This is a genomic window from Hahella sp. CCB-MM4 (assembly GCF_002260525.1).
GTDB lineage: Bacteria > Pseudomonadota > Gammaproteobacteria > Pseudomonadales > Oleiphilaceae > Hahella.
This window is the reverse complement of sequence record NZ_MRYI01000001.1, coordinates 213105-239693: the sequence shown is the minus strand read 5'-3', so window position 1 is coordinate 239693 and position 26589 is coordinate 213105. Positions and strand designations below refer to the sequence as shown.

Below are 26589 nucleotides of genomic sequence, written 5' to 3'. Positions count from 1 at the left end.
GTCTCATGTCTTTGTTGTTCCCGGAGGATGGGGCGACTTCTGTTAATGGGCAGGAAGTCTCTGATGGAAATGACATCAAAGCTAGTCTATTGGCTTTTTGCATGGGAATGGGTTTTCTGTTCATACGGTTCAAACTCATGAAGTATAGAAAGAGCAGTGATTTCAGTGATGATGTTCCGTTGCCAGATAATGTTGATTTTGAAAAGACAGATGATGTGGCTGAGAACATTCGTCGATATAAACAGGCGCAGAAAAAGGCCGTTGAAAAGACCAAGCGAAAGGAATGATTAATAGTCCATATGTCTTCTCCGGGAGTTAACCTTTTTAGTAGGTATCATGCATGGCGCTGGATCTATATGCGGGAAATGAAAAAGACAGGATCGCTACTCACGAAGAGGCGCTCTTTCTCATCGTTATAGAGCACGATGAAAATTATCCCGTTCTCAATTGGCTGTGGAGTGAATTCTATAACGGACCACGTATCAATCCTGAGAAGTCCAATCTACTGGTTCATGAGCTGTTGCAACTATATCGTGTGGTCGAGAATGATAAGGAAGTAAAATGGCTCGCCCCTATCACTGTGCGACTGGCGTCATTTTTTAGTATTGCCTACAGAAACAACATAGAAGTTATTGCAGAGAGTGACTGACTAGTACTCTTTGCATTCCTCGCGGAAGAGCATATTTAATGAGTCAACATCAACTCCATAAAGTCGTGCCGCTGGACCATTTCAACTTAATTCTGGAATTTGAGAACGGCCAGTTGAGAAAGTTCCCAAAGGAAAGAGTTGGGGGGACAGACATGTGGTTCCTGGCTTTCCCAATGAAGTTGAGATCCTATCTTCAAAAGGATGGTGGCCTTGTTTGGGAGTCGATAGACAAAACTCAGATGTGGGGCGGCCAGAATGTATGGGAGCAAAAGTTATCCCTTTCTGCCGATCAGTTATTTGATGTGTCCGAAGCCGTGAGTCTTCCACAGCTTGAATCCTGTCTGCTCACCGTTGGTATGGAGAACCAGGCGCCAACCTCTGAGGATGAGAAGCATCATGTCTATTGCGTTTCCATACGGCCGTTTAGCTGTCACAAGTGGCTTATTTTTAGCGAGAGTATTGGTGGTGGGCATGGTGAACGGGGTGGCTCGGTTTCTTTGAGCACACTTGAACTCTCTTCCTTTAAAACGCTGGCAGGAGCATTGTGTGTTAGCGGGGTGTGATTGGGTGGTTCCAATTCTGAGTGAAAGCCAATCGGAGCCGGGTAATAGAGAGTTAATTGACGGCATCTTGGTTGCCTATAAAAAGTACCTTCTCCTATAGAAATCCTTATAACTGCATCATCCTTTCAGGTCTGTTTATTCCACGAACAGGCCGGGTATGTCTGGGTAATGAAGCGAATCAAAGGAATTAAAATATCACTACCATGTCATTATTTTGAAAGTAGAGAATGAGATTTTTTTTAATAGTTTGTATCCTGATTTCTATGGTGTTCTGTCTGAAACGCATAGAGATTGAAGTGCCTGCGATGGTGATCCTGACAGGGTTTATAGTTATATTGCAGGGGCCTTATGTAGTTGGTTTCATCCGGCGTAATGAAATCAAGGCGCGATGTAAAAACTGGCTGACTGAACAAGGCTATCAATACAAATATGTAGACCTCAACGCCCATATGCTGAGTAAGGGGCGGCTAAGATGGAGGGCATCTGATGCCCAACTGATTTTTAGTATTAAGAATTGTGAAGAGGAAGAGTTTTGGTTTGCATGTGGAAATTGGTGGTTAGGGACATATATCGGTGGGATTAAAGTCTATCAAGTAAGGCATGGAAAGATTGTTCAGGTTGCTGTCATAAGGCATTGAGGATTTGATCGAATTCCTAATACGAGTTTGGCAAAACTTTTGAGACACTCGGCACTGTATTCCATTTGCTCGATAGACAATTTGTACAGGACTTTATGTCGGCAAGTATAACGAGAGGACTCTGTCCCTCTCACGGAGGATTAAATGGCAAGAGCTGGATTACTTCTAATATGGCTAATGATTTGTTCTGGTGTTTCTGCCGAACCCAGATTAAGGCCAAGCGATTGGGCAGCCCCCATCATCGGCTCTCAACTGCAGAACCTCTACAAGGTGAGTGATAAGCTTTATCGCTCAGAGCAACCTGATGAAGACGAATTCAAAGACATCTCAACGCTGGGCATTGGTGAAGTATTGAACCTGAGGGAATACCACTCGGACGATGATGAGGCTGAAGGGGTGGATCTCAAACTGCACCAGATAAAGATCAATGCTGGAGATATATCAGAAGATCAGGTGATTGCCTCTCTACAAATTATTCAGAATAGCCAGTCCCCAATCCTTGTTCATTGTTGGCACGGGTCGGATAGAACGGGGGCTATCGTGGCTTCATATCGGGTGGTTTTTGAAGGGTGGCCCAAAGATAAGGCCATTGATGAGTTGGTAAACGGGGGGTACGGATACCATGAAAGTATCTATCCCAATGTTGTCGATCTTATCAAGCAGCTGAATGTTGAGAAAATCCGAAAGGATCTTGGCCTGCACTGACCTGAAAAATCAGTAGTTAATTTTATGGATGCTTTGGACGAATATTGGCAGGAACTGGATAAGTATATTCTTAAGAATAGGAAGCTGAAGTTTATCCAGCAGATACGAGCTCACACAGGATGCTCGGTGAGTAAAGCTATAGAAATGCTTGGCTCTCGATATGAGTGGTTACGTAAAGAGTTCCCCGATAAATTTCAGACATCTGCGGAAGAATACTGGAGTGATTTTAATTCGTAAGTTCTGAGGTATAGGGAATGGAAAGGCGTAACTTAAGCCGAGAATACGGCCATCTTAAGGCCGGGCAGAAATATACGATTGCTAAGCCCTTCAAGGACTACGACAACAACGTTTATGAAGAGAGCCTGGTGATCGAGTTTATTGGCTCCAATTTTGTTCCCTACGATGATGGTTTATCGCTGTTCTGTGTATACAAGGGAAGGGAGAGACAGATCAGGCTCCAGGTGCGACCGGAAGCCCAGCAGGAAGTTGTGCATAACCTTCAGCAATATTTAGTGCCGGTTATTGAATGACTTTCACCTGCTATTGATAGGGTACAGATAGCTGAACAGTTGCATTGATCAGTTAATTGAAAATTAAGAGTTGGTAGCCCCTAATATTGATGAGGGGGAAGAATACAGACAAGTAGGATGTCATATGGAGTTCGATCATATATTTATTTGTGTCAGTCCGGGTGCCCCTGAAGGTGACGCTTTAAAAGACTTTGGTCTGACCGAAGGGGCTTCTAACAAGCATTCCGGGCAGGGAACAGCCAACAGGCGTTTCTTCTTCCGTAACTCGTTTATCGAGCTTCTATATCTGGAAGATCGTGATGAGATTCAAAATGAACTGACTGAGCCTACCAGACTATATCAAAGGCTCAGTTCTAAAGAGGCTGATGTATCGCCATTTGGTATTTGTTTCAGGCCTTCAGATGAAAACAGGAACGCGCCATTTAAAAGCTGGAGCTACAAGCCCGCTTATTTGCCGGAAGGGTTGAAGGTCGATATAGGAGAAGCGCCGGTGGAGGAGCCTATGTGGTTTTTCCTGGCCTTTGCTTCAAGGCCTGACCAGGCTGCGCAGGAACGACGGCAACCTATGGAACACCCCGTTGGATTTCGTGAAATAACGGCTTTGCGCATTGTTGTACCCTCAGAGAAAATCTACTCAGAGCCTGCCTATCGAGCTTCTGAAGTGAAAGGTTTAGAAATTTTGGAAGGGAGTGAACACCTTGTCGAAATTGGGTTTGATAATGAAGTCTGCGGTCAGACTCGTGATTTCAGACCGGGACTTCCCCTGGTCTTCAGATGGTAAATTGTTTCCCTACAATATGTGATTAGGCTAGGTCAGTGCGGAGCTATACATTGCTCTGGACTGGAGTACATGCAGGGAAAAGTATGGAAGATATGTTCATGTTACGGGCTTTGGAAGTTTCCAAAAAGGCCCTTCCCCTTTGTAAGCCAAATCCACCCGTTGGTTGTGTGCTGGTTCGAGGAGGCAGAATTGTGTCTGAAGGGTATACGCAACCCATAGGAGGCAATCACGCGGAGGTAGAGGCTATCAAGGCATTCAAAGGTGCTTTGGAAGGACTAACTGCCTATGTGACTCTGGAGCCCTGTTCGTTTGTAGGAAGGACTCCTGCATGTGCAGTATTATTGGCTGATACGGGGATCAAAAAGGTTGTGGTTGCCATGCTGGATCCGGATCCTCGGAACAATGGAACAGGTATCCAGATCCTCCGAGATTCGGGAATTGATGTGCATATCGGTCTGTGCCAGGAAGAGGTAAGCCAGTTTTTAACACCCTATCTGGGTAAGTCATAAGAAAAGCGGGTCATTATTCATGAATCCAGTTGTCCAGGAAGAAACGACCGGTTGCGCTATTGCCAGTTGTGCCGCCATTGCCGGAATAACCTATCGGGAGGCTAAGGCGGTTGCGAACAGCCTTGGCATATTTGCTGAAGATAAATCGTTATGGTCCGCTACAAAGCCTATTCGCGACCTCTTGATGAAGCTGGGATACGTCACGAGTCCGTTGGAGCAGCCGTTCCTGGGCTGGGAGAGCCTGCCGGATTGTGCCCTTTTGGCAGTTAAATGGCATACAGTTGAAGACACTCCATTTTGGCATTGGGTGGTCTTCAGACGTGAGAATGGTAGAGAATTTGTGCTGGACTCAAAGAGAGCACTAAAAACTAATGTCAGGACAGATTTTGGGAGAATGAACCCCAAGTGGTTTATTGCGGTCGGCTCTCAAAATGATTTTAGCCGTGTATGACCCCCGTTATTGTTTCCTGCAAGTAAAACATCTTCTGATAATTGAATTTCTATGTCTAACTTTGCTGTCTGGTTATTATTGGGAGCAGTCGCCACGATCCCACTGGTATTGTACGCACATAAGCGAGAATTCCGGGCAATCAGTGCTGTCTTTGGGTGGGGCTTGATTGTTGCAGCCCTGATCTATGTCGGGTTTGCTTTATTAATTGGAGACTGGCATTGGCTGCTGATTGAAGCTCTCGGGATTGTGGTGTACTCACTCTTTTTCCTGATATCCAAAGTAAGAACGGTCTTATGGGTTGCGGCAGGTTGGCTTGCCCATCCTCTCTGGGACGTGGCGCTACATCTTCAGGGGCCCGGTTATCATGTGGCCCCTGCATGGTACGCCGTCGCCTGTATTTCTTTCGATTTTGTGGTAGCCGGTTATATCTATTACCGATATTGGAAGGAAAAACAGAGAGCCCTACAGGGCTGAAAGAAGGATCTAAAAAGTACCCACACTTTAACTCAGAACCGTTTGGTTAGGATGATCGTTCGAGTGCTCAAGCATCGATGTGTCTATGTTCGTCAATACACTCCAGGCAACGTATTGCCAGAAATGGATCCTCCGTCTATACCTCCTAATGAAGGGTGCGTGTCCGTTACATATTAAGCGTACTATGCACGGATACAATAAGGTCAGAATAGCATTGATGAGGTCAAAATAGCTGCATGGCGTTTCTAGCCGGATATTCCCGATTTCCAGGTAGAGGGAAGGCTGCCTTGCTCGCGTTGCTGCTGTGCTTGAGTTCAGCCTGTGCAGCACGCGAGTCTATTGAGGAAATTACGGTAGTCTGTGAGGAATGGGCCGGGTTTACGAATAGTGATGGCTCTGGTGCCTATTGGGAAATTGTGCGAGCAATATATGAACCTGAGGGCATTAAAGTAAAGTCTAAGACCATGCCTTGGAAGAGGGCTGAGGAATTTGTCCGATCGAAGGCCGGTGACGCACTTGTTGGGGCTTATTTCGATCCGAGCCAGGACAACGCTGAATTTCAATATCCCAAATGGCATATCAGTGTAGAGGACCCTGTGGTGGTGATTTTCAAAAAATCACGTTTGCCCTTATGGTCTGCCGAAGGTATGCAATTTTTGGCAGGGAAAAGAGTTGCCTGGATCAGGGGCTATAATTTTGACAAGGAAGGTTGGCTTAATGCTCCCGTGGAAGTGTTTGAAATATCGACGGTGGTCCAGGGACTCAGGCTGTTGGAGATCGATCGGGTTGCGGGGCTACTTGATTACAGTATCAACATCCGGGCTGCGGCGGCCCAAGCGGAGATTCAGCTGGATGATTACTCCATGCAGGTGGCGAATCCGGGTAAGAAGCTTTATGTGAAGTTCTCTAATACTTCCAGATCGAAAAAGCTGATTAAAATATTTGACTCACGCATGAGTGAACTGGCGGCGAATGGAACCATTACAGCGATCTATCGTCGCTGGGGCTATGATGCCAATAAATTTGGCCGGTATTAAACGGATTCCAACTCCTCAGCCAGGAAATCGTAAACTGTGCGAACCCGAAGATTCATCTTAAGCTCACGGTGTGAGACCAACCATACTTCTGCTTTAAACGCCTCCTGATGGGGCAGAATTCTCTCGACGGCCGGTTCGATATCTCCGATACCAACGGTCATCACACCGATTCCGACCCCTTGTTTTGTCATTTCCCAATGGACTAAATGATCGTCGGTGCGCACGCAAAAATTCTGGTCTGTGAGCTGAAATCCGTGCTCCACCATTGCGTTCAGATAGTTGTCGTTATTGGTTGCAAATCCCAGGAACTGTGCCTGGCTAAAGGCTTTGAGTGTTTCAGGATGCCCAAGTTCAGCCAAGTAAGAAGGGGTGGCGTAGAGTGCCGCATGAAGATCGCCGAGTCGCCTCGCGATCAGGTCTGGCTGGGTTGGCCGGAAATTACGAATGGCGATATCCGCTTCCCGTCGTCTCAGATCGCTGGCGCTATTCGATGCGATAATTTCCACATTGATTCCAGGATAAGCGCTTCTCAGTTTCCTTATGATAGGTGGTAATACAAAGGCTGCCATGACTTCCGTAGCGGAGATGGTAATGTTGCCTTCTATGGAGTTTGCCTGTCCTGAAGCTGCCAGCGACAGGCTATTCGCGGCCTCTGCCATGGCGCGGACGTATTCGAGTAGTTCCAGTCCATTGGGTGTCAGCTCCAGTCCCTTGGCCCCTCGTTCGAATAGCGCAATTCTGAGCTCTTCCTCCAGAGCTGCTACCTGTCGACTGAGGGTTGGTTGTGACATGTCGAGTGCCCGAGCAGCAGCGGATAAAGAGCCTTCTTCAGCGGTTACCAGAAATGCGCGAGCACGGTTCCAGTCAAATTTTACTGATCGCCAGTTCATAAAATCCTGTCTATTTGGTTATTCAATTATGAATAACCAAGATGCATATTGTGGCATGTTAACAATATTTGTGTATGGGTAGAATAATTCACGCGTAGTACGTTGAGAGCGATTACTTTGAGGGAATCATGATGGAATATTCAATCAAGTTCTGGGATAAGATGGCGAACCGGTATTCTCGCCGCCCTGTCTCTGATGTAGCAGCCTATGAAAAGAAACTTAGCCTGACACAGCAGTACTTCAAGCCGGATATGAAGGTCCTGGAGTTTGGTTGTGGGACTGGTTCCACCGCCCTTGAACATGCTCCTCATGTAGGCAGTTACCTGGCCATAGATGTATCACCCAGGATGGTCGATATCGCCAGACAAAAGCTTGCAGGCCGGGAGACAGCAAATCTCTCCTTTGACGTTGCCACACTGGAAGATTTTCGGCAGGTGAGGGAGGAATATGACGCCATTCTGGGACTGAATATACTGCATCTGATGGAAGACCCTGAGGCCGTGATTAACCAGGTGTTCAGCATGCTGAAACCCGGTGGGGTCTTCGTCAGCAACACCGCTTGCCTGAAAAATACCAGACCCTATCTGAAGCTGATTACGCCGCTGGGGAAACTTCTGGGGTTCATGCCTTATGTGAAATTTTTATCCCGTAAAGAACTGGAGGGCATGCTGAAAAGTGCCGGGTTCAATATCTCCTACCAGTGGGTTCCGGAGACCACCAGGGATGTGTACTTCCTGATAGCGGAGAAGCCGGAATAAAACGTGTGATGGCTGATATCAGGCACTGCTTCAGGAAAATGCGCATGAGGGTCAACGATACTTCATGGCATCCCTGAGACGCATGTCTCTCCTGCATCAACCATGAGGAAGCATATCGAACAGCAGGTAAGCAATTCCCAGGAATGACATAAAGCCTGCAATATCGGTCACTGTCGTCAGCACAATTGAGGATGACTGGGCTGGATCAAGTCCCAGCCGTTTGAGCATGATCGGAACCAGAGCGCCTGCACTGCAGGCGATAACCAGTGATGTAATCATGGCCAGGCCGATCACAAATGCCAGGCCTAATGATTGACTCCAAACGTACACACCGATTGCGCAGGTGACGGCAATGGCTATGCCGTTGATAAATCCTGCGAGGACTTCTTTAAGCATGACCTTCAACCAATGCCGGGTCGTAATTTCCCTCAGGGTCAGGCCCCGCATGGTGACCGCTAGTGCCTGGGCTCCGGCGTTGCCGGACTGACCTGCGGCAACCGGTAGTAATATGGCCAGCGCGGTGACTTGGGAAATGAGTCCCTCAAATGCGCCAACGACAGCCGAAGCCGCAAATGCGGTCAGCAAATTGATTTGCAGCCAGGGAAGACGACTTCTTACGGCAAACCAACTGCTTGATAGTGCTCGTTCTTCCTTTCCTGCACCGACCATCGATTGTATGTCACTTACCAAGTCCTCCTTGGTGGACTGGTATACGTCAAAGGATCTTATCGCCCCGATAATATGCTGGCTGCTGTCCAGTACCGGAATGGCATTGGTTCGGTAGCCTTCGAATTTTTCCAGTACCAGGTCTTTGTGATCTAAAGCATTCAGAGTGACTTTGAGCGGTTTGGCGATGGCGGGAAGTGGTTCCATCGGATCAGCAAGGATAAGGCGGGATAGCTCGATTTCTCCGATAAGTTGTTGGTCTTGGTTCACCAGATAGAGAACTTCCAGGGGGATTGAGGATTTCTTGCCACGACGCAGTCTGAGCTGCATCAGTGCTTCCTGGACATTTAGGTGATCATGAAATGCCTGTATTGAGGTGATCATCATCCTGGCGGCGGTATCTTCGGGATATCGCAATAGCTCGGTCAATTCCCTGGCAAGGTAGGGTTCCTTGACTTTCAATGCCCCCAGAACCGATTCGCGCTGCGATTCTGTCACCCGGCTAAGCATCGCCACCGCAGCGTGGCTGTCTAACTGGCTGATCAGGTCAGCGGCGAAACCGGGGTCAAAATGTTCAAAGATGGAATCGGATGTACCGACAGGGAAATATTTCCAGAGACTTTTGACGACAAATATAGGTTGAGACTGCAGAAGACGGGCCACGTCCTGTGATGGCAATGTCTCAAGCTCCCGGGCACTTTTTTGAGGATATTCCGTCAGGAAGGCTCGGGTCAGGTGTTCTGTCGTTAAGCTGAGCTGAGGATCAACGATTGTCATGCTAGATATCTCCTACCGGTGCCTGGGGGATGGGGTCGAGTCGTGCTTTCTCTGAGTTTCGGTAGGCCGGTATTGGGGCTCCTGCGGTTCAGGTGAACGGAAGGCTGCATCGATAATTGCCAGTACTGCACCGGTGTAGGCACTCATCAGATCACCGCTGACTGAGGTCTGGGCGGGGACGGTTGGTTCCTCCATTCTGGAAAGGGCAGTGCGGACGCTGAAATGATGCAGTACCCCTAGAAACTCCTGCTTTCGGTTTACCACCGCGACGGTGTCCTGCTGATTCCAAATAGGCAATGACAATGCGGTATTCACGTGTGTCAGTCCACTGAGGGAAGGGCCGCTGTCACGCACCAGATTGTTGACAGGTTGTGTTGGTGCTGCCCGAATGAGGTCGTAGACTGAGATCTTTCCTCTGACATGCCGCTTTCGGTTAACGACATAAATATCCTGAGTTTCGCTATAGGCTTTTTTCTTCAACCTGGTCAAAGCTTCTTGAACTTCCATATGTTCGTCGAGCACCAGTAACCCCGTCTCCAGCCAGGCCCCGATAGTGTATTCAGGAAAACTTACCAGAAGCTTGCAGGCGGTCTGTTTGCGGATGGGGAGCAGCTTAAGCAGTCTCTCGCAATTATCTGAGTCGGTGTGTCTTAAAATGGCAGCAATATCCGCCTGATTCATTTCGCTGAACAGGTTGCCAGTAAAGTCCTCGGGTAATTGAGTGATTACCGGAGCAGCATAAGCCGGTAGCATGGTTCTTAGGACGGGAATCAGAGTCCGCTGCGATACCTTTTGAAAAAAGGCACAGACACTGTCAGGGTCTTCAAGCTCAAGTTGTCTGGCTGCAGCTACGGGCTCGTTCTCCAGAAACTTGAGTGCCATTGTTAGTGCCGGTGTTGTCATGGCTGCACCTATTCAGTTAGGGACTCTCCCTCAATCTCCAGAAAAAGCGCATGTAAATCGCAATTAAGAGGGCTGAGAAAAGTCAGAGAGTCCGGGCTTACTGGTTCGTTGGCTGGTTGGCCTTCTTGGTAACTGTATTTCGAACAGTGCTGATTTCTGATAGATAAAGTTTCGCCGGGACCATGGTGCGGCCATGCTCCGATTCAATGACCAGCATGGTGTTGGTGACTTCAACCAGAGTGCCTTCGATACCCGCAATGCTGATTTGATCGCTGATGCGGCAATGTTTGTGAATTTGTTGCGCCCCTATGACATTGGAGATTAAAACACGGGCTCCCAATCCAAAGGCCAGGGACAAGCCGGCGGCCAGCACTCCTATCAAAACCAGGATTAACTGGGTGATGAACTGTATATTGATCCCAAGCTGTTCGATGCCAATCGCCACAGCGGTAAACATGACAGCAAGCTGCACTGTCGAGCCAGCCAGGTGAGGGCGCTGGAAGCCTGCGGACTCAGCCGTAGCCGTTGTCATAACATTGAGCGCATTGCCAATCAGATACCCGCCGAGAATAATCAACAGCCCTGCCAACAGTCGGGGGATATAACCCAGAAACTCACGAATCCAATCGGCGAAAAAGTCCAGTCCAAGGACACTGATAGCAGCAGCGGCGAAGAAAAGCATCACAACCCAGAACACTACTTTGCCGGCAATTTTGGAATGGGAGGCTTTGATTTCGATGTGTTTCCTGGCAGGAGAATCAGGTAGTAATCTGATCAGTAATCGATTGATCAGGGAGAGCAAAGAAAGCGTGATCCTCGCCAGTGTTATCCCGACTATCCAGCCAATCAGTAATAGGAAAACAGCGCCCATCAGGTGCGGCAAGAAAGAAATCAGATGCTGAGTTATCTGCTCGTATATGCCTGACAGGGCTGTATGCCAGTTTTCGGGCGAAGACTTAGGCTCCATTATCCGGTCACTCCTGATGATCAGTGATTGGCAAAGAGTTATACCGCAGTGAACAATTTGGAGATCAGGCTGATTTGAGTATAGCTACGGGGGTATAAAATATGTACAAATCCAGTCGAGAAACCGTGAATGGCTCGGCTGCGCCCTGAAAGACGGTGCTACCAAAGCGGCCTCTGGAATCTCAACCTCCTCTCCAGGACAGGATTTGTACGCTTGTCTATACTTTGAGAAGTTGTCATCTTTATCGGGGTGACGGATCGATGCATAAATCCCGAAAGCCTTGCTTGTGGAGCTTTCTCTACAGTCTATGCCGATTGCTGGTTTTAATGCTGATTGGACTGTCGGCGGTAGCGGACGATGTTTCCGAGCCTACCATTCTTCTGCATTACAATGAAAGGCCACCTTATCTTCATGAAACCTCAAGTGGGGTCGAGGGACTGACGGCATCTCCCGCTGAAGAGGCATTCCGGGCTGCGGGCATAAAATTCTCCTGGGTGAACACACCCGCCATGAGGCAGCTCTATATTATTAAACGTAATCTGGGGCGGGATTGCCTGGTAGGATGGTTCAAGACGCCGTATCGGACTACCTTCGGAAAATATACTGTCCCGATATACCAGGATGGAAGTTATATCGTCCTGATGAATACGGAAAAATCGGTCTATGCCGGAGGGAGTCTCGCTGATCTCTTGAGTAACCGGAATCTGGTGTTACTAGTCAAAGACAGTTATTCCTATGGAGATTTTTTGGATCGGTATATCGACAGATACAAACCCACGATCAATCCCACGATATACGAAAGTGCCAATATGCTGAGAGTGATCGCAAGAGGCAATGCTGACTATATGTTCGTCGCCCCGGAGGAGGCAGAGGCCGCAATGATTATGTATGGCCTGACCTCCAAAGAACTATTGAGTATCAGTTTTCCGGAGATGCCTCAGGGTGAAAAACGATATAAATTTTGCAGCAGGCAGGTCGATGATGCCGTTATTGATCAGTTGAATGCGGCAATTACCTATAGGAAGTGATGAGTCGACTTTCTTAGAGATCTGAGGCTAGAGCCCAAAGGCTCGTTACCTGGTCAAAGGTCTTTTGGAGGTGAAAGGACTTTTGAAGGTGAAAGGACTTTTGAAGGTGAAAGGAGTGATGTGTGGTTCTGTTGATGAAGTCCGTTCATCGCAGTAGGAAAGTCTCTAATTCTTCCCTGCCAATACTGTAATTTCTGATAAGCTTTTAACGTCAATGTTAATTGAATGCCGAGGAATAAGGTCAATGCCCCATTTTGTCATGGATTGCTCAGAAGATGTTTTGGATCTCCACTATGAAGAGGAAATTTTGCAACAAATTCATAGTGTCGTGAACGGGACGGGATTGTTTGATGAAGGCGATATCAAAATCCGGGTGAATCCCTACGCTAAATTCTCTGTGGGCAACAGGAGAGAAAGCTTTATCCACGTGTTTTCCCATATTCTGGAAGGTCGAAGCACCGAACAGAAATCAGATTTATCCAAAGCGCTGGTTGATAAGCTCGTTAGCATGTTTCCTGAGATTCCCAATATCGCAGTGAATGTCTATGAGTTTGAGAAGGCGACCTATTGCAATCGTGCAATGCTGTAAAAAACGTCAGGGATATATTATTTCTGTGATTTAAAGGGATAGTTTTGTGGCGGGATATTCTCCAAACCCACTGTCGAAGAAACTCGGCATCAAGGAGGGGGTCAGTCTGTACGTTAAGAACCCTCCTGCCGACTACCTGCAATTGTTGGATCCCATACCGGAAGATGTGAAATTTGTTGAGCGGTTATCTGCCGGAATGGATATGATCCACTTCTTCACCAAGCACCGTGCGGAACTACAGGCAGAGCTGGCGTTACTGCTTACGATGATCAAACAGAACGGTATGATCTGGATATCCTGGCCTAAAAAATCATCCCGGGTAGAAACGGACATCACAGAAGACGTTATTCGTGAGGTTTCGCTTCCTATGGGGCTGGTGGATATCAAAGTGTGTGCTGTGGATCATGTCTGGTCCGGGCTGAAGCTGGTCATCAGAAAAGAAAATCGCAGATAGTTTCGTTTTAGGTGTAAACAGGAGTTGTCCCGTGGGTATGTCCGGGTTGGTTATTTGTTGTCTTGTGTTAGTTGTTGTCCCGGTTTTCCTAACCCGATGGAGCTGGTTTTGGTCGATTTGCGGTATTTTTGCGACCCCATTAGTCATTATCTGGGGGCAGCATTTTTATGTGCAAATGATCAGTCCTGATACGGGGAGTCCGGGAAGTTCCCTGGGAATGGGCGTTCTCGTATTGCTGACTTTGTCTCTGGCCGTTGGTATGGCGCTGAGGTATGTCAGGTGGGTCGTGGATTTGCTGACCTCTGATTCAAAACGAGTATCCCCGCCGTAGCGGGGATTGATCTTGAGAGAAGCTGATAGCGCCAGTTTCAGGGAAGGAAAAAAGGCACGAAAAGAGTAGGTGGTTATTGGTTTGCCGAAGTGACCAATTTTATACCCAGCAGTCCCATGACACCCCCTGCTACACGGTCGACCCAGGCTTTGTATCGCAAATAGGCATTTCTCGGGCGGGTGGATGAGAGTCCTAGGGCAACCAATGTGTACCAGCTGGTCTCAATGGTGAATACCACAACAATCGTACCGATACCCAGAGTCCAGCCAAAATGCTGAGGTAGAAATGCAGCAAAGACACTGGTGTAAATCACGGCTGCTTTGGGGTTGCTGATTTGAGTGGCAAGAGCAATCCAGAAGGCTCTTCCGGCACTGTGCGGAGCCACCTCGCCAGCGGGGGGAGATACGTCGAGGGGATTTCTGGCACCTTTCCAGATTTTATATCCCAGATACCCCAGGTATAACCCACCGCCAATCTTCAGTGCCAGGTAGAGGCCGGGGACGGCGGCAAAAACCGCTTGAAGGCCGGCCAGGGCTGCCAGCGCGAAGATAACCCCTCCAATACCCATTCCGAGGGCTGAGAACAGGCCGTGGGTTCTGGAGGAGGCAACAGATTCCCGAGCGACCAGGAGAAAACTTGGACCGGGACTGATCGCTCCAAAGGCAATGGCGCTGGCGATACCGAGTAAAGGAAGAAGTTCCTGCATATAACCTCCATTAAGACATATTGCTGATGGGGTGCATGTAGCGTGTCATGCAAGTGTATGAGAAGCAGAGAGCGATGTAAAAGGGGGAGGGCAGTGCTATGGCCAGAGTGAAGCTGCAATGGTTGGCGGTAGAGCCCAATGTCAAAAAATGCATGCTTTATGTCACTTCTTACTATCCTGGTGAGATCGTTCTCTTACTAAAATCACCCTGAAATTAGGTTGTTTATTCCAAAAGTTGGTGAAACTATCCGATTTCAAGCAGTAAACGAAAAAATACTGCTGTTACGAGCGTTAAAGTACGGAATCAGAGGTGACGAATCATGAAGATGCAAGCACAAGACTTTTTGGCAATGAAAGCTGTGAAGCCGATAGCGATGCTGACTGCCTATACATGTCCAGTTGCTCGCGGCCTGGAAAAGGCGGGGATACCTGTGATCCTGGTTGGTGATACGGTCGGTATGGTGGAAATGGGGTTCGAAAGTACCCGTGATGTCACCATCGAACATATGGAATATCACATTGGTGCCGTCCGTCGTGGAGCACCGGATACCCATATTATTGGAGACCTGCCGTATAACACTGACAGAAATCCGGAAATTGCGCTGGTCAATGCCAGACGGCTGATCGCCGCCGGGGCTGATAGCGTCAAGCTGGAAGGGCCGAAAGTTGATGTTATAGAGCACTTGGTAAGTCAGGGTATACCCGTCGTCGGGCACACCGGATTGACCCCACAAACTGCCAAGAACTTTGCCAAAGTCGGTCGTACTGAGAGTGATGCCAAGAGGATTAAAGAGGAATCCGTTGCGATCCAGAAGGCCGGTGCATTTATGCTGGTGCTGGAACATATTCCTTATGAACTGGCGAATGTAATTACCGCGACGTTGGCTGTTCCGACGATTGGTATCGGTGCCGGACCCAATTGTGATGGGCAGGTGCTGGTCATCAATGACGCCCTTGGTTTGGGGGACTATTGGCCGCCATTCTCAAAACAGTATGCGCATGTCAGCCAATCTATTCTGGAGGTGGCAAAGCTGTTCTCAAAAGAAGTGGAGTCCATGGAATTTCCGAATAACATTATTCAGTTTTCCAGTTCCGGCAAGCGTTAACTCTTCTCTACTGAAATTAGTATTAACAGATCCTGAAGAGGTAAAGTATACAGGCCCGTAGTGAATACTATGGGCCTGATACATTTAAGCGTCATAAAGGAAACAAATGAGTACAACCAAAAAAGGACCGGCGGGTGCATTGAGTGCAGATAAAGCGCCTGAGCAACGCAATATAACGATAAGGAAGGAAATCCAATCGCTGCTCAATGAGGGAGAGTATTCCGTCAGTGAGTTGTCAAAGTTGGTGCGTAAGTCAGAGAAGGATGTGTGCGACCACCTGGAACACCTGCTCAGGTCTGGCAGTGCATTGGTTCACCCGGCCAGATGTCTCAAATGTGATTTTCAGTTTGAAGATCGTCACAAGGCCAAAAAGCCTGGAAAATGCCCGAAGTGTAAATCCACCCATATTGAAGCCCCGACGTTTGTGGCGGCTGAATCCGATTGATCTCAAGGGGGAATTTTCCCCGCATCATCGTAAGCTTCGAGAAGTACCCTGATATGAACATTCAATACTATGATCCCCATAGGGCATTAGAGATCGCCGACCTGTTTTGTCTGGCTGTTCATAATATCGATAATGCAATTTATGATGCCGATCAAAAGGAAGTGTGGGCACCCTCTCCTCCCGACTATGATCATTGGATTGACCGACTAAGCGTCAAGCAACCCTTTATGGCGATCATTGATGATCAGGTTGCTGGATTTATCGAACTGGATACAAACGGTCATATAGACTGTGCCTATACACATCCTCGTTTTCAACGTCAGGGCGTGGCGTCAGGTTTGTATCGGTTCCTTGAGAATGAGGCCCGAAAGAAGAAGTTGAGTCGGTTGTATGTTGAAGCATCCATTATTGCGATGCCTTTTTTCAAAAAACACGGTTTCAGCCTGGTGCGGGAAAATGAAATCAATCGAAAAGGTGTGACCCTGGTGAACTACACCATGGAGAAGCTGCTGGCTTCATAACCAAAGATCATTGAGGAAAATCATGTTTGTCATCTCTATTGAATACACTGTGGGGCTGGAGCGGGTTGAGCCTTTAATTGAAGAGCATATGTCTTTCCTGGACAAATATTATCGGCAAGGACTGTTTGTCGTATCAGGACGAAAAAAGCCGAGGACAGGAGGCGTTATTATCGTCAAAAACACGTCAAGGTCGGAGGTTGAAGCCCTGATCAAGGAGGACCCGTTTCATCGGGAGGGCGTTGCTGAATATATTATCACTGAGTTTATGTCTACCCGAGTGGGAGAGGGATTCGAATCACTGGCTGACTGAGCGAATTGTTTATCACAGTCTTTAAACCGTCCTGTGAGCCTTATTTGTCTAGAACTGCATTACGTAAAGCTGCAGCAACGATGTAAAACTGCAACTATGTAAAACACAAGGAGTGTTTTGTGGACAGTCATGAGCTGCCAGATACTGAAGCCTCGAATAATGCTGGACATTGGAAGCACTATTATCAAACAGTAAAACATAATCCCCATCGTCCTTTGGTGGGAAGTGCTGCTGAGAGCAATCTTTCCCAATCTCGGTTGGCAGTGGATTGCGGGTGCGGTACTGGAAGCGAAATTGCGTTTTTGCTTGGTCAGGGATATAGGGTAGAGGCTTTTGATATCAACCCTGATGCTATTCAGGTATGCCGCGAACGATTTGCAGGTAATCCGGAGGTAAATCTCCATCTGAGCTCTTTTGAAGACTATCATTATCCTCAGGCCGGTCTGGTGATTGCCAATAGCAGTCTGTTCTTTTGTAATCCACAGAGTATTTTGCAGGTTTGGTCGGATATTGAAAAAGCCATCTGCCCGGGTGGGGTATTCTGTGGCGATTTTCTCGGCATGAAGGATTCCTGGGTTGGTGGCTCTTTTCCCAAGGTTGCTCCGTTATCTCCGCACCAGATTGAGAAAATGTTTGAATCGTTTGAGATCCTAAAGTGGGTCGAGCGTGATGAAGCAGGGCACACTGCCGGCGGAGCGGAAAAACACTGGCATTCATTTACGATTGTCGCCAGAAAAAGCTGATTGGATAGAATGAGCTCCAGCTACTTTGGCAGTTTTGGCCACAGCTTTGTCGGCATGTTCTTTATTAGCAGGTCGTAATTACATAGGAATAACGTTAATGGATATAAAACTGGCGGTTGCACAAATTTCTTCCTTGAAAGGGGATATTCAAGCCAATACGGAATTGCATTTACATGCTATTTCCCAGGCTGCAGGACAGGGTGTGTCTTATCTGGTATTTCCGGAGTTGTCGCTGACCGGTTATGAGCCGGAGTTGGCAGGTGAGCTTGCGTTTAAGCTTGATGATCAGCGCCTGCAGCTGTTTGTTGAAGCCGCGAGTAAACATCAGATGACGATTGTGGTCGGTGCCCCTATCTTTGGAGAGCCACTGCCTGCGATCGGGTGTTTCATCATTTCACCCTCGGGTGAAATTAAGAGCTATCGCAAGATGCATCTGCATCCGGGAGAGGACGAATATTTTGCCAGTGGCCGTGAACATCATCTGGTGAAAATTGGGAATACCACGATTGCCAATGCTATTTGTGCTGATACCGGGAATGTCTCTCATGCGGAATTTTGTGCGGAACTAGGAGCGGATGTGTATGTGGCAGGAGTTTTAATTACTGCTGGAGGTTATTCTGTAGACACGGCGTTGCTTCGGGATTATTCCAAAAAACACCATATGTTAGTGGCCATGGCAAATTACAGTAGGCCCACAGGCAAATGGCTTCCTATCGGCAAGAGTGCCGTTTGGTGGGAAGGTGAGTTGCTGGCGGTGGCGGGTGAAACTGAAAATGCCCTGGTAATCGCAGAGCGTCATGATAAAAACTGGTCAGCATCTGTCATGTCGATTTGACTGGCTCGACATTTCTTTTAAAGATGAGCTATTGTTTTTTCGCGAAATCGTGCCAGGAGAGATGCTATGGAGAAGTACATTTTCACCAAAGAAGAAATCGATGCCTATGAGGGGATCAGCAAGACCCATTTCTTGAATCCCAATGCGAAGCGGGTGAATAAATCCCTTGGAGACATGACCGGATTAACGCAGATTGGATTTCATATAATCGAAATTCAGCCCGGGCATGAATCCACGGAATTGCACAGGCATTACCACGAAGAAGAATGCGTCTATATTCTGGAAGGAGAAGCTGAAGCCACCATAGGAGATCAGGTTACTCCGGTAAAAGCCGGCGACTTTATCGGTTACAGAGCTGGCGGTGAACCTCATAAACTGACCAACAATGGCTCGACAGTGTTGAAGTGCATTGTTGTAGGGCAGCGGCTTGATCACGATGTCGCAGACTATACCAACCTCAACAAAAGAATCTATCGCCAGAAGGGCTTGAAGTGGAATCTTGTGGATATCGATCATATCGAAGAGCCTTCTGCGGGGAAAAAAGCCTAATCGGAATCAGTGTGAACAGGCCCTGTCGCTTAAGCATAATAGTGCATTTGTGTTTTTGCCGCCGGGGCTACTGAATTCACTGTCTCTGTTCTCTGAGTACTCTTTACCTTGAACTCTCTGTCTTAAATTCTCTATCTAAATATCATCCCTACTGCCAGCAGTTTTACTCACGTCTGCTAACTGAGCTGTCTGTGCCTGCAAGCTAGTACGTTAGTATTAATATTGTGATTTATGTTTATCAGGCGAAAAAGAAAAACGCTATAATGTGAAACTTTATTCGGCCCGCTGTTATCTGCGGGCCGAAATCGTTGAGATAGTGTATTCAAGGAACCGAACGGCTGTTGTCAGCAAGGAAGTTCGTAAGAAGGAGTTTTATGCGGCAGTTGGCAGATAATATTTGGATATTTGATGGCGAGAAAGTGACCTTCCTGGCTTGTCCATTTACCACAAGGATGACGGTGGTCAAATTGTCAGATGGAGGTCTATGGGTTCACAGCCCGATAAAGCTTAACGCTGATTTATTGTCCTGCCTGGCCGGGTTGGGACAAGTGAGATACCTGATCGCTCCCAATCATTTACATCACCTTTACCTCGCCGAGTGGCAACAGGTATTCCCCAACGCTTTAACCTTCGGTACGAAAGAGGTTATTCGAAAAAGACCCGACCTTGTATTCAGTGCATCATTAAACGGTGAACAGGAATGGCCCTGGGCAGAGGAGATTGCCCAGGAGGTATTTACCGGGTCTCGGCTGATGCAGGAAACGGTGTTTTTTCATAAACCCTCCAGGGTATTAATCGTCACGGACCTGATCGAAAACTTTCCCGGAAGCGACTTTAACTGGTGGCAAAGGCTTCTGGCAGGAGGAGCGGGAATATTGGCTCCCAACGGTAAAACTCCCATTGACTGGAGATTGAGCTTTAATAAGAAACAGGCCAGGGTGCATCTGGAGCACATAAAATCCTGGTCACCGGAAAAAATAGTACTGGCTCATGGCGACATAATTGAAAACAATGGAGCTGAGTTTTTAAAACGCTCATTTGCCTGGTTGGGAGCCTGAGCGCGTTGCCGGTATTTGAGTGAGCGGGAAAAGCCGCGTGTGAATAAAAATATCAGAGAAAAATGAATTGGGAGAAGGGTAATGACTGAATCCACGGAACAAGCAGCAAATACATCGTCAGACGGTATGGCCAAGGCCATTTATATACTCTATCTGGTGAGTATTATCTTTGGGCTGACCTCGATTGTCGGCCTGGTCATGGCATATATCTACAAAGGTGATGCGCCTGAGTGGCTACAGACCCATTATCGTTACCAGATCCGGACTTTCTGGATCGGGTTTCTCTATGGGATCATCGGGGTGGTTCTCAGCTTCATAATCATTGGCTATCTGGTTCTACTATTTGTATTGGTCTGGTTAATTGTTCGCTGTGTCAAAGGTATTAAGGCCCTTGACCAGAAACAGCCGGTTTCTGATCCCGCCAGCTGGATGTTCTGATACGGACAGACGGTCTTCTTTGGTCTAAACTTCTAATGTCCACGTCTATCCTGGTAGCCGTGGACATTCGATTTGCTATTAACTTGTTGAGAGACTTAGGGAGTTAGTCCGGGATTTTCATATAATTTAATGGTGAACTGTCGTGCGAAAGTGGCTGTGTTTTAGCATTCTGCTGTTCATCTGGTCGCTGCTGCAACAAGCATTGGCCGACGATAATCTCCTTGTTATTCACGTCAGAAGTCCTCAATCAGAGACTGACCTGCGCCCCCGCTATTATCTGGATCTCCTCACCGCGACTTTGGAAGTCACCCGAAAAGACTTCGGCAATTTCGATATCCAACCGGTCAAGGAATACATCACCCAGGATCGCAGTCTGTGGTTGCTTGAGCGTAACCGGGTTTACGATGTGATCTGGACAATGACCTCCCGGGACAGAGAAAAACAGGTCCGGCCGATCCGCATACCTTTGATGAAAGGGCTGCTTGGGGTTCGTCTGTTGTTGATCAGTCCGGAGAAACTTCAGAATTTTTCGCAGGTTAATGATCTGACATCGCTTCGAAAATACTATGCGGTGCAAGGGCACGACTGGCCTGATACGCGAATCCTGATGGCCAATGATATCGTTGTTCGAACCGACCAACGTTACGATGAATTATTTAATCTGGTCGGCATGGGGCGCTTCGATTTTTTCCCTCGCAGTGTGATGGAAATATACGGCGAAATGGCTTTCCACGGGCAAAAGGATCACTTGATGATTGAACCCCATCTTGCCCTGGTATACCCGGCCCCGACTTATTTCTTTGTGAATCGGGACAATGATGCACTGGCAAACCGGTTGGAAGCCGGACTGCGGGAGCTAATCCGCAATGGCGAGTTTGATCGTATTCTGACGACACATGTCAGTCATCAGACAGCGCTAAAATCCATGCAATTGGAAAAACGTACGATCATCAAACTTAAAAACCCTGATCTCCCCCCTGAAACCCCATTGGATGATGCCTCGCTTTGGTGGGACCAATCGTTATTTCTGTCTGAATGAAGGGCTCGCAGGGCAGGCCATGCTTCAATGATCCAGAAAATCTTCCCGTTTCAAGCCATATCGCTGCATTTTCTGGTTCAGTGTTCGTCGGGGTAGGTCCAGAATTTCCATCACCTGGAAGATATTGCCTTTACAGCGTGACAGTTCCGCTTTCAGGATCGCCCTTTCGTAATCGGCTACCCTCTGATGCAGGGAGGTGCTGGTATCGCTTGCGGGAATGATTTTTCCCGTCAGCATTTCCTGCAGGGGCATCTCCTGAAATTCACGGCCAAGCAGATATCTTTCTGCCAGGTTTTTCAGTTCCCGTACATTTCCAGGCCATTCATGGGTTTCGAGGGTGACCCACTCGTCACTGGACAGCTCCGGTGTGGCCTTGTTGTGTTTGCTGGCTGCCTGTCTTAGAAAGTGTGCAAATAATAGCGGGATGTCTTCTTTGCGCTCTCTCAGGGAAGGTATGCGGATTTCTGCGACCATCAGCCGGTAAAACAGATCGCTACGGAAGCGTCCTTCCAGCGCAGACTGCTGCAGATCTTCCTTGGTTGCCGATATGACCCGGACATTCAAAGGAATGCTCTGGTGTGATCCCAGTCGAATCACTTCACGTTCTTGCAGAACCCGCAATACCTTGACCTGGAAATGCGGGGGCATGCTCTCAATTTCATCAAGGAAAAGGGTGCCTTTATTGGCAAATTCAAACTTTCCGGGCTGAGATTTTTGGGCTCCGGTAAATGCTCCGGCGACATGGCCGAATAACTCACTCTCAATCAGTTGCTCCGGGATAGCGGCGACATTGATGGGCACAAAAGGATGCTTGTGACGTTTACCAAAATCATGCAGACACCTGGCCACCAGCTCTTTCCCTGTGCCGGTTTCTCCGTGGATCAAGACATCGACATCCAATTGAGCCAACTCTCCAACCTGTTGTCTCAGCCTTTTGATGGCAGGGGAATCCCCGATCAGGACGGACTCAAGACCCTGCTGATGTTCCAGGGCCTGTTTGAGTTGCTGATTTTCAAGATACAGTTTGCGCTGGGTGCAGGCACGTTTGACGGCATCAACCAGGCGAGTGGGTTGGAAGGGTTTTTCGATAAAGTCGTAAGCTCCTTTTTTCATCGCTGAAACGGCCATGGAAATATCTCCATGGCCGGTAATCAGAAGTAAGGGAATCGAGCGGGGGACTCTTTCCAGTAGTTCCATACCGTCCATCCCCGGCATTTTGACGTCAGACACAATGGCGCCACTGAAACCTTCATCAATGAATTTCAGTGCGGTCTCGGCGGACGCCCAGGTCTGGACGGTAAAGCCGGCAAGAGTTAGCCATTCCTCCAAAGCTTCCCTTACGGATTGGTCGTCATCGATGATGTAAACCTGATTTGTCATATCCCACTCATTCACTAACCGTCATGGAGGAGCCCTCCCCGGACTCTTCCGAAACATTCTTTTTCAATGGCAGGATCAGTGTGAACTCACTGCCTTCCCCTTCAGTACTGGAGACACTGATGGTGCCCTGCATATCCTGTAATAGGCTGTAGCTGATTGCCAGTCCGAGACCTAATCCCTTACCCCCGGTTTTGGTGGTATAAAACGGGTCAAACAGATGATCCATCTGATCCTGGTTCATGCCGCTTCCGTTGTCACGGACCTTGACCCAGGCCTTATCTACCACACTCATAGCATTAAGTACGATTTTAGGCGAGTCGACATCTTTAACTGCATCAAGTGCATTATCCAGCAGATTGACCAGCACTTGTTCCAGCATGTTCTGGTCTGCAATGACGGTGACGGGTTTATTGATGACCACCTCCGTATCCACCTGCAAATCCCGGATGCGGTGCTCCATGACTTCCATGGCATAGCGCATGGCGGCTTCCAGTGAAACTTCCTGGAGGGTCAGTCGGCGAATTGCCGCAAAGGTCTTTAACTGTGAGGAAATACGGGCAATTCGATGTACCAGGCCTTCCATTTTGTCGAAGGTCTCTTCACTTTTCTCGGGTTTCCCCTCGGCCAAATAAAGCCGTCCGGTGGCGACGTAGCTTGAAAGGGCTGTCAGCGGCTGATTCAGTTCATGGGCAATAGCAGCGGACATTCGCCCCATGGCCGACAATTTTCTTTCCTGCATCAAGGCTTCCTGCATGACTCTCAGCTCTTCAGAGCGTTGCTCCACCCGAGCTTCAAGTTCTTCATTGGCCTTCACCAGCTCTGCTTCGGCGGCTTTTAGCTCGCTGACATCGTGTACGGAAAGCAGGTATTCCCGGGCGGGGCCGGTTTTAATCATGCTCAGACTGTATAGCAGAGGAAAGTCAGTGCCGTCGTTACGACTGCCCCGGGCTTCCAGGCTTTCTTCCGTTATCTGGCTGAACCAGGGCTGCAGTAGCCTCTCGGGGTTAAGTGGCAGAATATCGTGCAGATGCTCCTGATCCATTCCGAACAGCTCGATGGCTTTGGGATTCACTTCGGTAATTTCCAGGCGCTCGTTCAAGGTCATCAGGCCGGCGTTAGTATTTTCGATGATCGATCTCTGATGTGCTTCGGATTCCTCTGTCAGCTTCAGGAGCGCTAGTTCAGCCTGCCGCTTGCGCAATATTTCCCGATAATAGAGCGCGATAAATACGGCCAGCAACAATGTTCCGAAGGCCACCACTGCTGCCACCACTGCCAGGTTGTTAATATCCTGAAGGGAGACGAGCCGATGAATATCCCAGGGTAATCGTTTGACCGGTTGTGAGAACAGCAAATACTCGTGATCCTCAAGAGTGACCTGGCCTGGCGTCCTGGCTGCAGCAGGCTGAACACTGAGGGATGTGACGGGTCCGTTGCCGTATTGTTTTGTGATACTGAGTTCTCTGGCGATGGTATCGCTGATGGGAACCAAAGATCGATAAATCACTCCGGGATCTGACGATAGAAAGATAATATCGTTGGGGCCGCTCAACCAGACGTTATCTCTGGAAGCGATCCAGCTTTGCTGCAACGGCGTGAGGTCGACCTTCACCACGGCAACCCCCAGTATCTCGTTTCCGTTTCCCCAGATCGGAGCGGAGATGAACAGACCTGCCTTGCCGGTAGTGACCCCCACCGCATAGTAAAAGCCGGTTTTTCCCCGCATGGCATCAGCAAAGTAGGGACGAAAGGCATAAGAACGACCGACAAAGCTGGTCGCATCCTGATAGTTGCTGGATGCGAGGGTAATCCCCTCTGCGTTCATAATGAATATTTCATCGGAACCGGCCGACAGATTGTACTTTTCCAGAAGGCTGGAAATATCCTGGTCAATCTGATTGTTCTTAAGCAGCAGATTAAATCTGGGATCAAAGGTCAGTATGGCAGGAAAGTACTCGAACTTTTCCACGGTGGTCAGCAGTCCGCTCTGGTAAACCCCCAATAGCTGGGAGGACTCCTGCTCGTAGTTATTGATAATCAAGCGACGGGCAATATAGAAAGTGACCAGAGTGGCAATCAGAAGGAGCAGAATGAGTACTGAGCGTAATACATGGTGTTTTTTCATACGACTAAGCGTCCGCGGCTAAAGGTTCAGACATTGCTTTTGAGCACTGCCTTGTGCACCTTCGCGATTCCTGACAATCGGAGCGTTGGAAAACTTCATTCTTGTCTGCTTGTAAGTAGCCATGGCTGTTATGGTTTTTATTGCTTCGCCCTATTATAGGTGAAACTGGCTGTTATGGGTGAAAGCGCCTGTATTGGTAAATCATCTATAGATAAAACCTGGATCGATAAAACCTGGATCGATAAAAGCTGTATCAATAAAACCTGCATTGACAGGAAAGTGGCCGGGGAAGGTTTTCCTTCTCCGGCCCCTTTCATCAGGGTGCCAGGTCCAATGCTTTCAACAATGTCTGATTAACTTTGAATATGGGTTCCGGATCAAACTGCAGCGGAATTTGTGAGACGGATTCTCCTTTAGTCAGACGATCCACAATATTGGCCGCCAGCTTTCCCAGTGTTTCGTAGTCAGCCACGGTCCCCATCAGACAGCCGTGTTTTATGAATTGTGCGACAGCACAGATTGTGGGAACCCGTGCATTGTTGAGTAAAGGCACAACAATGTCGGCTTTGGAAATCATAAAACTGTCTGGAGGAAGGTAAACAGCATCGACTGACTGTGCCTCCAGAACAGGTTTCAAGTCTTCCTGCCAGAGATTTTCATCTGGCCTCACCCTGATCGGGAGGACCGTAAAGCCTTGTTCCCGGCCGAGTGTTTTTAGCTGCCCAATGATCAGGGCGCTATTGATTTCCCGGGGGTTGTATGGAATCGCCAGACTTTTGAATTTCATGATGGTTCTGGCATTGGCAATTTGTCTGTCCGCAGGAACGGTGTTGGTGACACCGATAATGTTTCCGGTACCCATCAGCTTTGGGTCCACCAAAGAAGAACCCAGGGGATCAGCTACGATATTGAAAATCTGTGGCCGCACTCCATTGAGGAAGGTTTTGACGGTTTCGGATACTGTCGTGCCGAAGGTATAGACATAGTCGTACTGGTTCAGATTGGGCTGCAGTTTTTGCCGGAGGATGTAAGCAAGTTGTTTGCGATCCTGACCGGCGTCGAATACATCGATAGCCGGATGGTGCCCAAGGCGATTGAGTTCACCGACAAAGCCTTTTTCTGCGATGGTTTCGCCCCTCCATACCACCATTGCAATGTTCATGGAAAAGGCTTCGCCGACGAAGCCAAGCGTTACGGTCATTAGAAGTGCATTGATACAGAATTTCATTGTTGTTCTCTCTCTTCGTGCCTGGCTCTACGAACTTCCGTCATTGAAGTCATGAAGAGCCATAGTTATGAGGACTCCCGTGATTGCCTTCTTCCCCTTTTTGCTTCTGCTTTCTTCCATGTCCTTTCTTTCATCTCCCTTCTGTGGTCCCGGCACTGCTCCGGAGAGCAGTGCCGTTCCCTGGTGTTATCGTTCTTTCTCCGATGTCTTTTGTTGGTTCCGATCCGTGCCATCCAGATCGAGAGTGAAGACTCCACCACTGCTGAACAGGCCTGGACCGGGCGGAATTTCCCGGTTGTCGATGTACTCGAAGGTCTCCATCTCGCTACAGGCGATCAGTCCACTGGAGATCAGTCCACAGGAAACAAGAATCAGGAATAAGGGCGTTGTGTTGAGCATGTTGATT

At 48.3% G+C, this 26589-nt stretch carries 35 protein-coding genes; 26 read left to right on the top strand and 9 right to left on the bottom strand.

Translation table 11 applies throughout. The features are described 5' to 3' along the window. Positions 1-137: 137 nt before the first annotated feature. From BTA51_RS30085 to BTA51_RS01065, 11 genes are all read left to right on the top strand, one after another. On the top strand, positions 138-287 hold the full coding sequence (locus tag BTA51_RS30085; RefSeq protein ID WP_168188013.1) for a hypothetical protein: 150 nt from the start codon (positions 138-140) through the stop codon (positions 285-287). 53 nt (positions 288-340) lie between these two features. After that, positions 341-649 carry a hypothetical protein gene (locus BTA51_RS01115; RefSeq protein ID WP_094705429.1) on the top strand — a complete coding sequence of 103 codons (309 nt, stop codon included), beginning with the start codon at positions 341-343 and terminating at the stop codon, positions 647-649. Positions 650-687: 38 nt separating this feature from the next. Then, a complete protein-coding gene (locus BTA51_RS01110) occupies positions 688-1212 on the top strand; it encodes a hypothetical protein (protein ID WP_094705427.1) in 525 nt (174 codons plus the stop codon). Between the two features lie 227 nt (positions 1213-1439). Beyond that, entirely contained in the window at positions 1440-1850 is a 411-nt protein-coding gene (locus BTA51_RS01105) for a hypothetical protein (RefSeq protein ID WP_141215508.1), read from the top strand. A gap of 144 nt (positions 1851-1994) precedes the next feature. Continuing rightward, on the top strand, positions 1995-2555 hold the full coding sequence (locus BTA51_RS01100) for a tyrosine-protein phosphatase (RefSeq protein ID WP_094705423.1): 561 nt from the start codon (positions 1995-1997) through the stop codon (positions 2553-2555). Positions 2556-2809: 254 nt separating this feature from the next. Continuing rightward, a complete protein-coding gene (locus BTA51_RS01090) occupies positions 2810-3085 on the top strand; it encodes a DUF3601 domain-containing protein (protein WP_094705419.1) in 276 nt (91 codons plus the stop codon). 124 nt (positions 3086-3209) lie between these two features. Beyond that, complete coding sequence (locus BTA51_RS01085; protein WP_094705417.1) at positions 3210-3866, top strand: VOC family protein; 657 nt, start codon at positions 3210-3212, stop codon at positions 3864-3866. Positions 3867-3949: 83 nt separating this feature from the next. Continuing rightward, a complete protein-coding gene (locus BTA51_RS01080; protein ID WP_094705415.1) occupies positions 3950-4375 on the top strand; it encodes a bifunctional diaminohydroxyphosphoribosylaminopyrimidine deaminase/5-amino-6-(5-phosphoribosylamino)uracil reductase RibD in 426 nt (141 codons plus the stop codon). Between the two features lie 19 nt (positions 4376-4394). Next, entirely contained in the window at positions 4395-4826 is a 432-nt protein-coding gene (locus tag BTA51_RS01075; protein ID WP_094705413.1) for a hypothetical protein, read from the top strand. Between the two features lie 51 nt (positions 4827-4877). Then, on the top strand, positions 4878-5300 hold the full coding sequence (locus tag BTA51_RS01070) for a DUF6010 family protein (protein WP_094705411.1): 423 nt from the start codon (positions 4878-4880) through the stop codon (positions 5298-5300). 236 nt (positions 5301-5536) lie between these two features. After that, positions 5537-6337 carry an ABC transporter substrate-binding protein gene (locus BTA51_RS01065; RefSeq protein WP_094705409.1) on the top strand — a complete coding sequence of 267 codons (801 nt, stop codon included), beginning with the start codon at positions 5537-5539 and terminating at the stop codon, positions 6335-6337. On the opposite strand, the gene BTA51_RS01060 is transcribed toward BTA51_RS01065, so the two are convergent. Beyond that, the gene (locus BTA51_RS01060) at positions 6334-7227 is read right to left on the bottom strand and encodes a LysR family transcriptional regulator (RefSeq protein ID WP_094705407.1); all 894 of its coding nucleotides are present in this window, start codon (positions 7225-7227) and stop codon (positions 6334-6336) included. The genes BTA51_RS01065 and BTA51_RS01060 overlap by 4 nt on opposite strands. Before the next feature lie 128 nt (positions 7228-7355). Between BTA51_RS01060 and BTA51_RS01055 the strand changes: the two genes are divergently transcribed. Next, entirely contained in the window at positions 7356-7985 is a 630-nt protein-coding gene (locus tag BTA51_RS01055; RefSeq protein WP_246840873.1) for a class I SAM-dependent methyltransferase, read from the top strand. A gap of 96 nt (positions 7986-8081) precedes the next feature. Here BTA51_RS01055 and BTA51_RS01050 read toward each other — a convergent pair whose 3' ends face one another. The 3 genes from BTA51_RS01050 to BTA51_RS01040 form a co-directional block, all read right to left on the bottom strand. Then, the gene (locus BTA51_RS01050) at positions 8082-9428 is read right to left on the bottom strand and encodes a magnesium transporter (protein WP_094705403.1); all 1347 of its coding nucleotides are present in this window, start codon (positions 9426-9428) and stop codon (positions 8082-8084) included. Positions 9429-9440: 12 nt separating this feature from the next. Further along, entirely contained in the window at positions 9441-10331 is an 891-nt protein-coding gene (locus tag BTA51_RS01045) for a magnesium transporter MgtE N-terminal domain-containing protein (protein WP_094705401.1), read from the bottom strand. A 97-nt stretch (positions 10332-10428) separates the two neighbouring features. Further along, complete coding sequence (locus BTA51_RS01040) at positions 10429-11298, bottom strand: mechanosensitive ion channel (protein ID WP_094705399.1); 870 nt, start codon at positions 11296-11298, stop codon at positions 10429-10431. Positions 11299-11558: 260 nt separating this feature from the next. Between BTA51_RS01040 and BTA51_RS01035 the strand changes: the two genes are divergently transcribed. The 4 genes from BTA51_RS01035 to BTA51_RS30080 all read left to right on the top strand — a co-directional run bounded on the left by BTA51_RS01035 (position 11559) and on the right by BTA51_RS30080 (position 13700). Then, positions 11559-12326: a hypothetical protein gene (locus BTA51_RS01035; protein ID WP_141215507.1), complete on the top strand. Its 768-nt coding sequence runs from the start codon at positions 11559-11561 to the stop codon at positions 12324-12326. Positions 12327-12570: 244 nt separating this feature from the next. Continuing rightward, positions 12571-12915, top strand: coding sequence for a 5-carboxymethyl-2-hydroxymuconate Delta-isomerase (locus BTA51_RS01030; protein ID WP_094705395.1), 345 nt, complete (start codon positions 12571-12573; stop codon positions 12913-12915). Positions 12916-12961: 46 nt separating this feature from the next. Continuing rightward, positions 12962-13369 (top strand): DUF3052 family protein, encoded by a 408-nt coding sequence (locus BTA51_RS01025; RefSeq protein WP_094705393.1) that lies wholly within the window; start codon positions 12962-12964, stop codon positions 13367-13369. Between the two features lie 169 nt (positions 13370-13538). Next, the gene (locus BTA51_RS30080; RefSeq protein WP_168188012.1) at positions 13539-13700 is read left to right on the top strand and encodes a hypothetical protein; all 162 of its coding nucleotides are present in this window, start codon (positions 13539-13541) and stop codon (positions 13698-13700) included. 73 nt (positions 13701-13773) lie between these two features. Here the strand turns inward: BTA51_RS30080 and BTA51_RS01015 are convergent, their stop codons facing one another. Further along, on the bottom strand, positions 13774-14406 hold the full coding sequence (locus tag BTA51_RS01015) for a LysE family translocator (RefSeq protein ID WP_094705389.1): 633 nt from the start codon (positions 14404-14406) through the stop codon (positions 13774-13776). 320 nt (positions 14407-14726) lie between these two features. Here BTA51_RS01015 and panB point away from each other — a divergent pair, with 320 nt between their 5' ends. The 10 genes from panB to BTA51_RS00965 all read left to right on the top strand — a co-directional run bounded on the left by panB (position 14727) and on the right by BTA51_RS00965 (position 21450). Beyond that, positions 14727-15512 carry a 3-methyl-2-oxobutanoate hydroxymethyltransferase gene (gene panB / locus BTA51_RS01010; RefSeq protein WP_094705387.1) on the top strand — a complete coding sequence of 262 codons (786 nt, stop codon included), beginning with the start codon at positions 14727-14729 and terminating at the stop codon, positions 15510-15512. Between the two features lie 106 nt (positions 15513-15618). Then, on the top strand, positions 15619-15957 hold the full coding sequence (locus tag BTA51_RS01005; protein WP_094705385.1) for an ArsR family transcriptional regulator: 339 nt from the start codon (positions 15619-15621) through the stop codon (positions 15955-15957). A 53-nt stretch (positions 15958-16010) separates the two neighbouring features. After that, positions 16011-16478, top strand: a complete 468-nt coding sequence (locus BTA51_RS01000) for a GNAT family N-acetyltransferase (RefSeq protein ID WP_094705383.1) — start codon at positions 16011-16013, stop codon at positions 16476-16478. Between the two features lie 22 nt (positions 16479-16500). Next, on the top strand, positions 16501-16788 hold the full coding sequence (locus BTA51_RS00995; RefSeq protein WP_094705381.1) for a YciI family protein: 288 nt from the start codon (positions 16501-16503) through the stop codon (positions 16786-16788). A gap of 119 nt (positions 16789-16907) precedes the next feature. Further along, positions 16908-17531, top strand: coding sequence for a class I SAM-dependent methyltransferase (locus BTA51_RS00990; protein WP_094705379.1), 624 nt, complete (start codon positions 16908-16910; stop codon positions 17529-17531). 97 nt (positions 17532-17628) lie between these two features. Continuing rightward, entirely contained in the window at positions 17629-18366 is a 738-nt protein-coding gene (locus BTA51_RS00985; protein WP_094705377.1) for a carbon-nitrogen hydrolase family protein, read from the top strand. A gap of 66 nt (positions 18367-18432) precedes the next feature. After that, positions 18433-18915, top strand: coding sequence for a cupin domain-containing protein (locus BTA51_RS00980; protein WP_094705375.1), 483 nt, complete (start codon positions 18433-18435; stop codon positions 18913-18915). Positions 18916-19289: 374 nt separating this feature from the next. After that, a complete protein-coding gene (locus tag BTA51_RS00975; RefSeq protein ID WP_094705373.1) occupies positions 19290-19973 on the top strand; it encodes a DUF4336 domain-containing protein in 684 nt (227 codons plus the stop codon). An 81-nt stretch (positions 19974-20054) separates the two neighbouring features. Next, positions 20055-20411, top strand: coding sequence for a DUF4870 domain-containing protein (locus tag BTA51_RS00970; protein WP_094705371.1), 357 nt, complete (start codon positions 20055-20057; stop codon positions 20409-20411). A 142-nt stretch (positions 20412-20553) separates the two neighbouring features. Beyond that, positions 20554-21450, top strand: a complete 897-nt coding sequence (locus BTA51_RS00965) for a transporter substrate-binding domain-containing protein (protein ID WP_094705369.1) — start codon at positions 20554-20556, stop codon at positions 21448-21450. A gap of 24 nt (positions 21451-21474) precedes the next feature. Here the strand turns inward: BTA51_RS00965 and BTA51_RS00960 are convergent, their stop codons facing one another. The 4 genes from BTA51_RS00960 to BTA51_RS00940 form a co-directional block, all read right to left on the bottom strand. Further along, positions 21475-22830, bottom strand: a complete 1356-nt coding sequence (locus BTA51_RS00960) for a sigma-54 dependent transcriptional regulator (protein ID WP_094705367.1) — start codon at positions 22828-22830, stop codon at positions 21475-21477. Positions 22831-22837: 7 nt separating this feature from the next. Then, complete coding sequence (locus BTA51_RS00955) at positions 22838-24955, bottom strand: ATP-binding protein (RefSeq protein WP_094705365.1); 2118 nt, start codon at positions 24953-24955, stop codon at positions 22838-22840. A gap of 316 nt (positions 24956-25271) precedes the next feature. Continuing rightward, on the bottom strand, positions 25272-26183 hold the full coding sequence (locus BTA51_RS00945; RefSeq protein ID WP_094705361.1) for an ABC transporter substrate-binding protein: 912 nt from the start codon (positions 26181-26183) through the stop codon (positions 25272-25274). Positions 26184-26369: 186 nt separating this feature from the next. Beyond that, positions 26370-26582 carry a hypothetical protein gene (locus tag BTA51_RS00940; RefSeq protein ID WP_094705359.1) on the bottom strand — a complete coding sequence of 71 codons (213 nt, stop codon included), beginning with the start codon at positions 26580-26582 and terminating at the stop codon, positions 26370-26372. Between the last annotated feature and the right edge of the window lie 7 nt (positions 26583-26589).

Bases quoted from the DNA above. Each gene is read 5' to 3' on its own strand.
- BTA51_RS30085 (WP_168188013.1), top strand. From the start codon at position 138: ATGAAGTATAGAAAGAGCAGTGATTTCAGTGATGATGTTCCGTTGCCA.
- BTA51_RS01115 (WP_094705429.1), top strand. From the start codon at position 341: ATGGCGCTGGATCTATATGCGGGAAATGAAAAAGACAGGATCGCTACT.
- BTA51_RS01110 (WP_094705427.1), top strand. From the start codon at position 688: ATGAGTCAACATCAACTCCATAAAGTCGTGCCGCTGGACCATTTCAAC.
- BTA51_RS01105 (WP_141215508.1), top strand. From the start codon at position 1,440: ATGAGATTTTTTTTAATAGTTTGTATCCTGATTTCTATGGTGTTCTGT.
- BTA51_RS01100 (WP_094705423.1), top strand. From the start codon at position 1,995: ATGGCAAGAGCTGGATTACTTCTAATATGGCTAATGATTTGTTCTGGT.
- BTA51_RS01090 (WP_094705419.1), top strand. From the start codon at position 2,810: ATGGAAAGGCGTAACTTAAGCCGAGAATACGGCCATCTTAAGGCCGGG.
- BTA51_RS01085 (WP_094705417.1), top strand. From the start codon at position 3,210: ATGGAGTTCGATCATATATTTATTTGTGTCAGTCCGGGTGCCCCTGAA.
- BTA51_RS01080 (WP_094705415.1), top strand. From the start codon at position 3,950: ATGGAAGATATGTTCATGTTACGGGCTTTGGAAGTTTCCAAAAAGGCC.
- BTA51_RS01075 (WP_094705413.1), top strand. From the start codon at position 4,395: ATGAATCCAGTTGTCCAGGAAGAAACGACCGGTTGCGCTATTGCCAGT.
- BTA51_RS01070 (WP_094705411.1), top strand. From the start codon at position 4,878: ATGTCTAACTTTGCTGTCTGGTTATTATTGGGAGCAGTCGCCACGATC.
- BTA51_RS01065 (WP_094705409.1), top strand. From the start codon at position 5,537: ATGGCGTTTCTAGCCGGATATTCCCGATTTCCAGGTAGAGGGAAGGCT.
- BTA51_RS01060 (WP_094705407.1), bottom strand. From the start codon at position 7,227: ATGAACTGGCGATCAGTAAAATTTGACTGGAACCGTGCTCGCGCATTT.
- BTA51_RS01055 (WP_246840873.1), top strand. From the start codon at position 7,356: ATGATGGAATATTCAATCAAGTTCTGGGATAAGATGGCGAACCGGTAT.
- BTA51_RS01050 (WP_094705403.1), bottom strand. From the start codon at position 9,428: ATGACAATCGTTGATCCTCAGCTCAGCTTAACGACAGAACACCTGACC.
- BTA51_RS01045 (WP_094705401.1), bottom strand. From the start codon at position 10,331: ATGACAACACCGGCACTAACAATGGCACTCAAGTTTCTGGAGAACGAG.
- BTA51_RS01040 (WP_094705399.1), bottom strand. From the start codon at position 11,298: ATGGAGCCTAAGTCTTCGCCCGAAAACTGGCATACAGCCCTGTCAGGC.
- BTA51_RS01035 (WP_141215507.1), top strand. From the start codon at position 11,559: ATGCATAAATCCCGAAAGCCTTGCTTGTGGAGCTTTCTCTACAGTCTA.
- BTA51_RS01030 (WP_094705395.1), top strand. From the start codon at position 12,571: ATGCCCCATTTTGTCATGGATTGCTCAGAAGATGTTTTGGATCTCCAC.
- BTA51_RS01015 (WP_094705389.1), bottom strand. From the start codon at position 14,406: ATGCAGGAACTTCTTCCTTTACTCGGTATCGCCAGCGCCATTGCCTTT.
- panB (WP_094705387.1), top strand. From the start codon at position 14,727: ATGAAGATGCAAGCACAAGACTTTTTGGCAATGAAAGCTGTGAAGCCG.
- BTA51_RS01005 (WP_094705385.1), top strand. From the start codon at position 15,619: ATGAGTACAACCAAAAAAGGACCGGCGGGTGCATTGAGTGCAGATAAA.
- BTA51_RS01000 (WP_094705383.1), top strand. From the start codon at position 16,011: ATGAACATTCAATACTATGATCCCCATAGGGCATTAGAGATCGCCGAC.
- BTA51_RS00995 (WP_094705381.1), top strand. From the start codon at position 16,501: ATGTTTGTCATCTCTATTGAATACACTGTGGGGCTGGAGCGGGTTGAG.
- BTA51_RS00985 (WP_094705377.1), top strand. From the start codon at position 17,629: ATGGATATAAAACTGGCGGTTGCACAAATTTCTTCCTTGAAAGGGGAT.
- BTA51_RS00980 (WP_094705375.1), top strand. From the start codon at position 18,433: ATGGAGAAGTACATTTTCACCAAAGAAGAAATCGATGCCTATGAGGGG.
- BTA51_RS00975 (WP_094705373.1), top strand. From the start codon at position 19,290: ATGCGGCAGTTGGCAGATAATATTTGGATATTTGATGGCGAGAAAGTG.
- BTA51_RS00970 (WP_094705371.1), top strand. From the start codon at position 20,055: ATGACTGAATCCACGGAACAAGCAGCAAATACATCGTCAGACGGTATG.
- BTA51_RS00960 (WP_094705367.1), bottom strand. From the start codon at position 22,830: ATGACAAATCAGGTTTACATCATCGATGACGACCAATCCGTAAGGGAA.
- BTA51_RS00955 (WP_094705365.1), bottom strand. From the start codon at position 24,955: ATGAAAAAACACCATGTATTACGCTCAGTACTCATTCTGCTCCTTCTG.
- BTA51_RS00945 (WP_094705361.1), bottom strand. From the start codon at position 26,183: ATGAAATTCTGTATCAATGCACTTCTAATGACCGTAACGCTTGGCTTC.
- BTA51_RS00940 (WP_094705359.1), bottom strand. From the start codon at position 26,582: ATGCTCAACACAACGCCCTTATTCCTGATTCTTGTTTCCTGTGGACTG.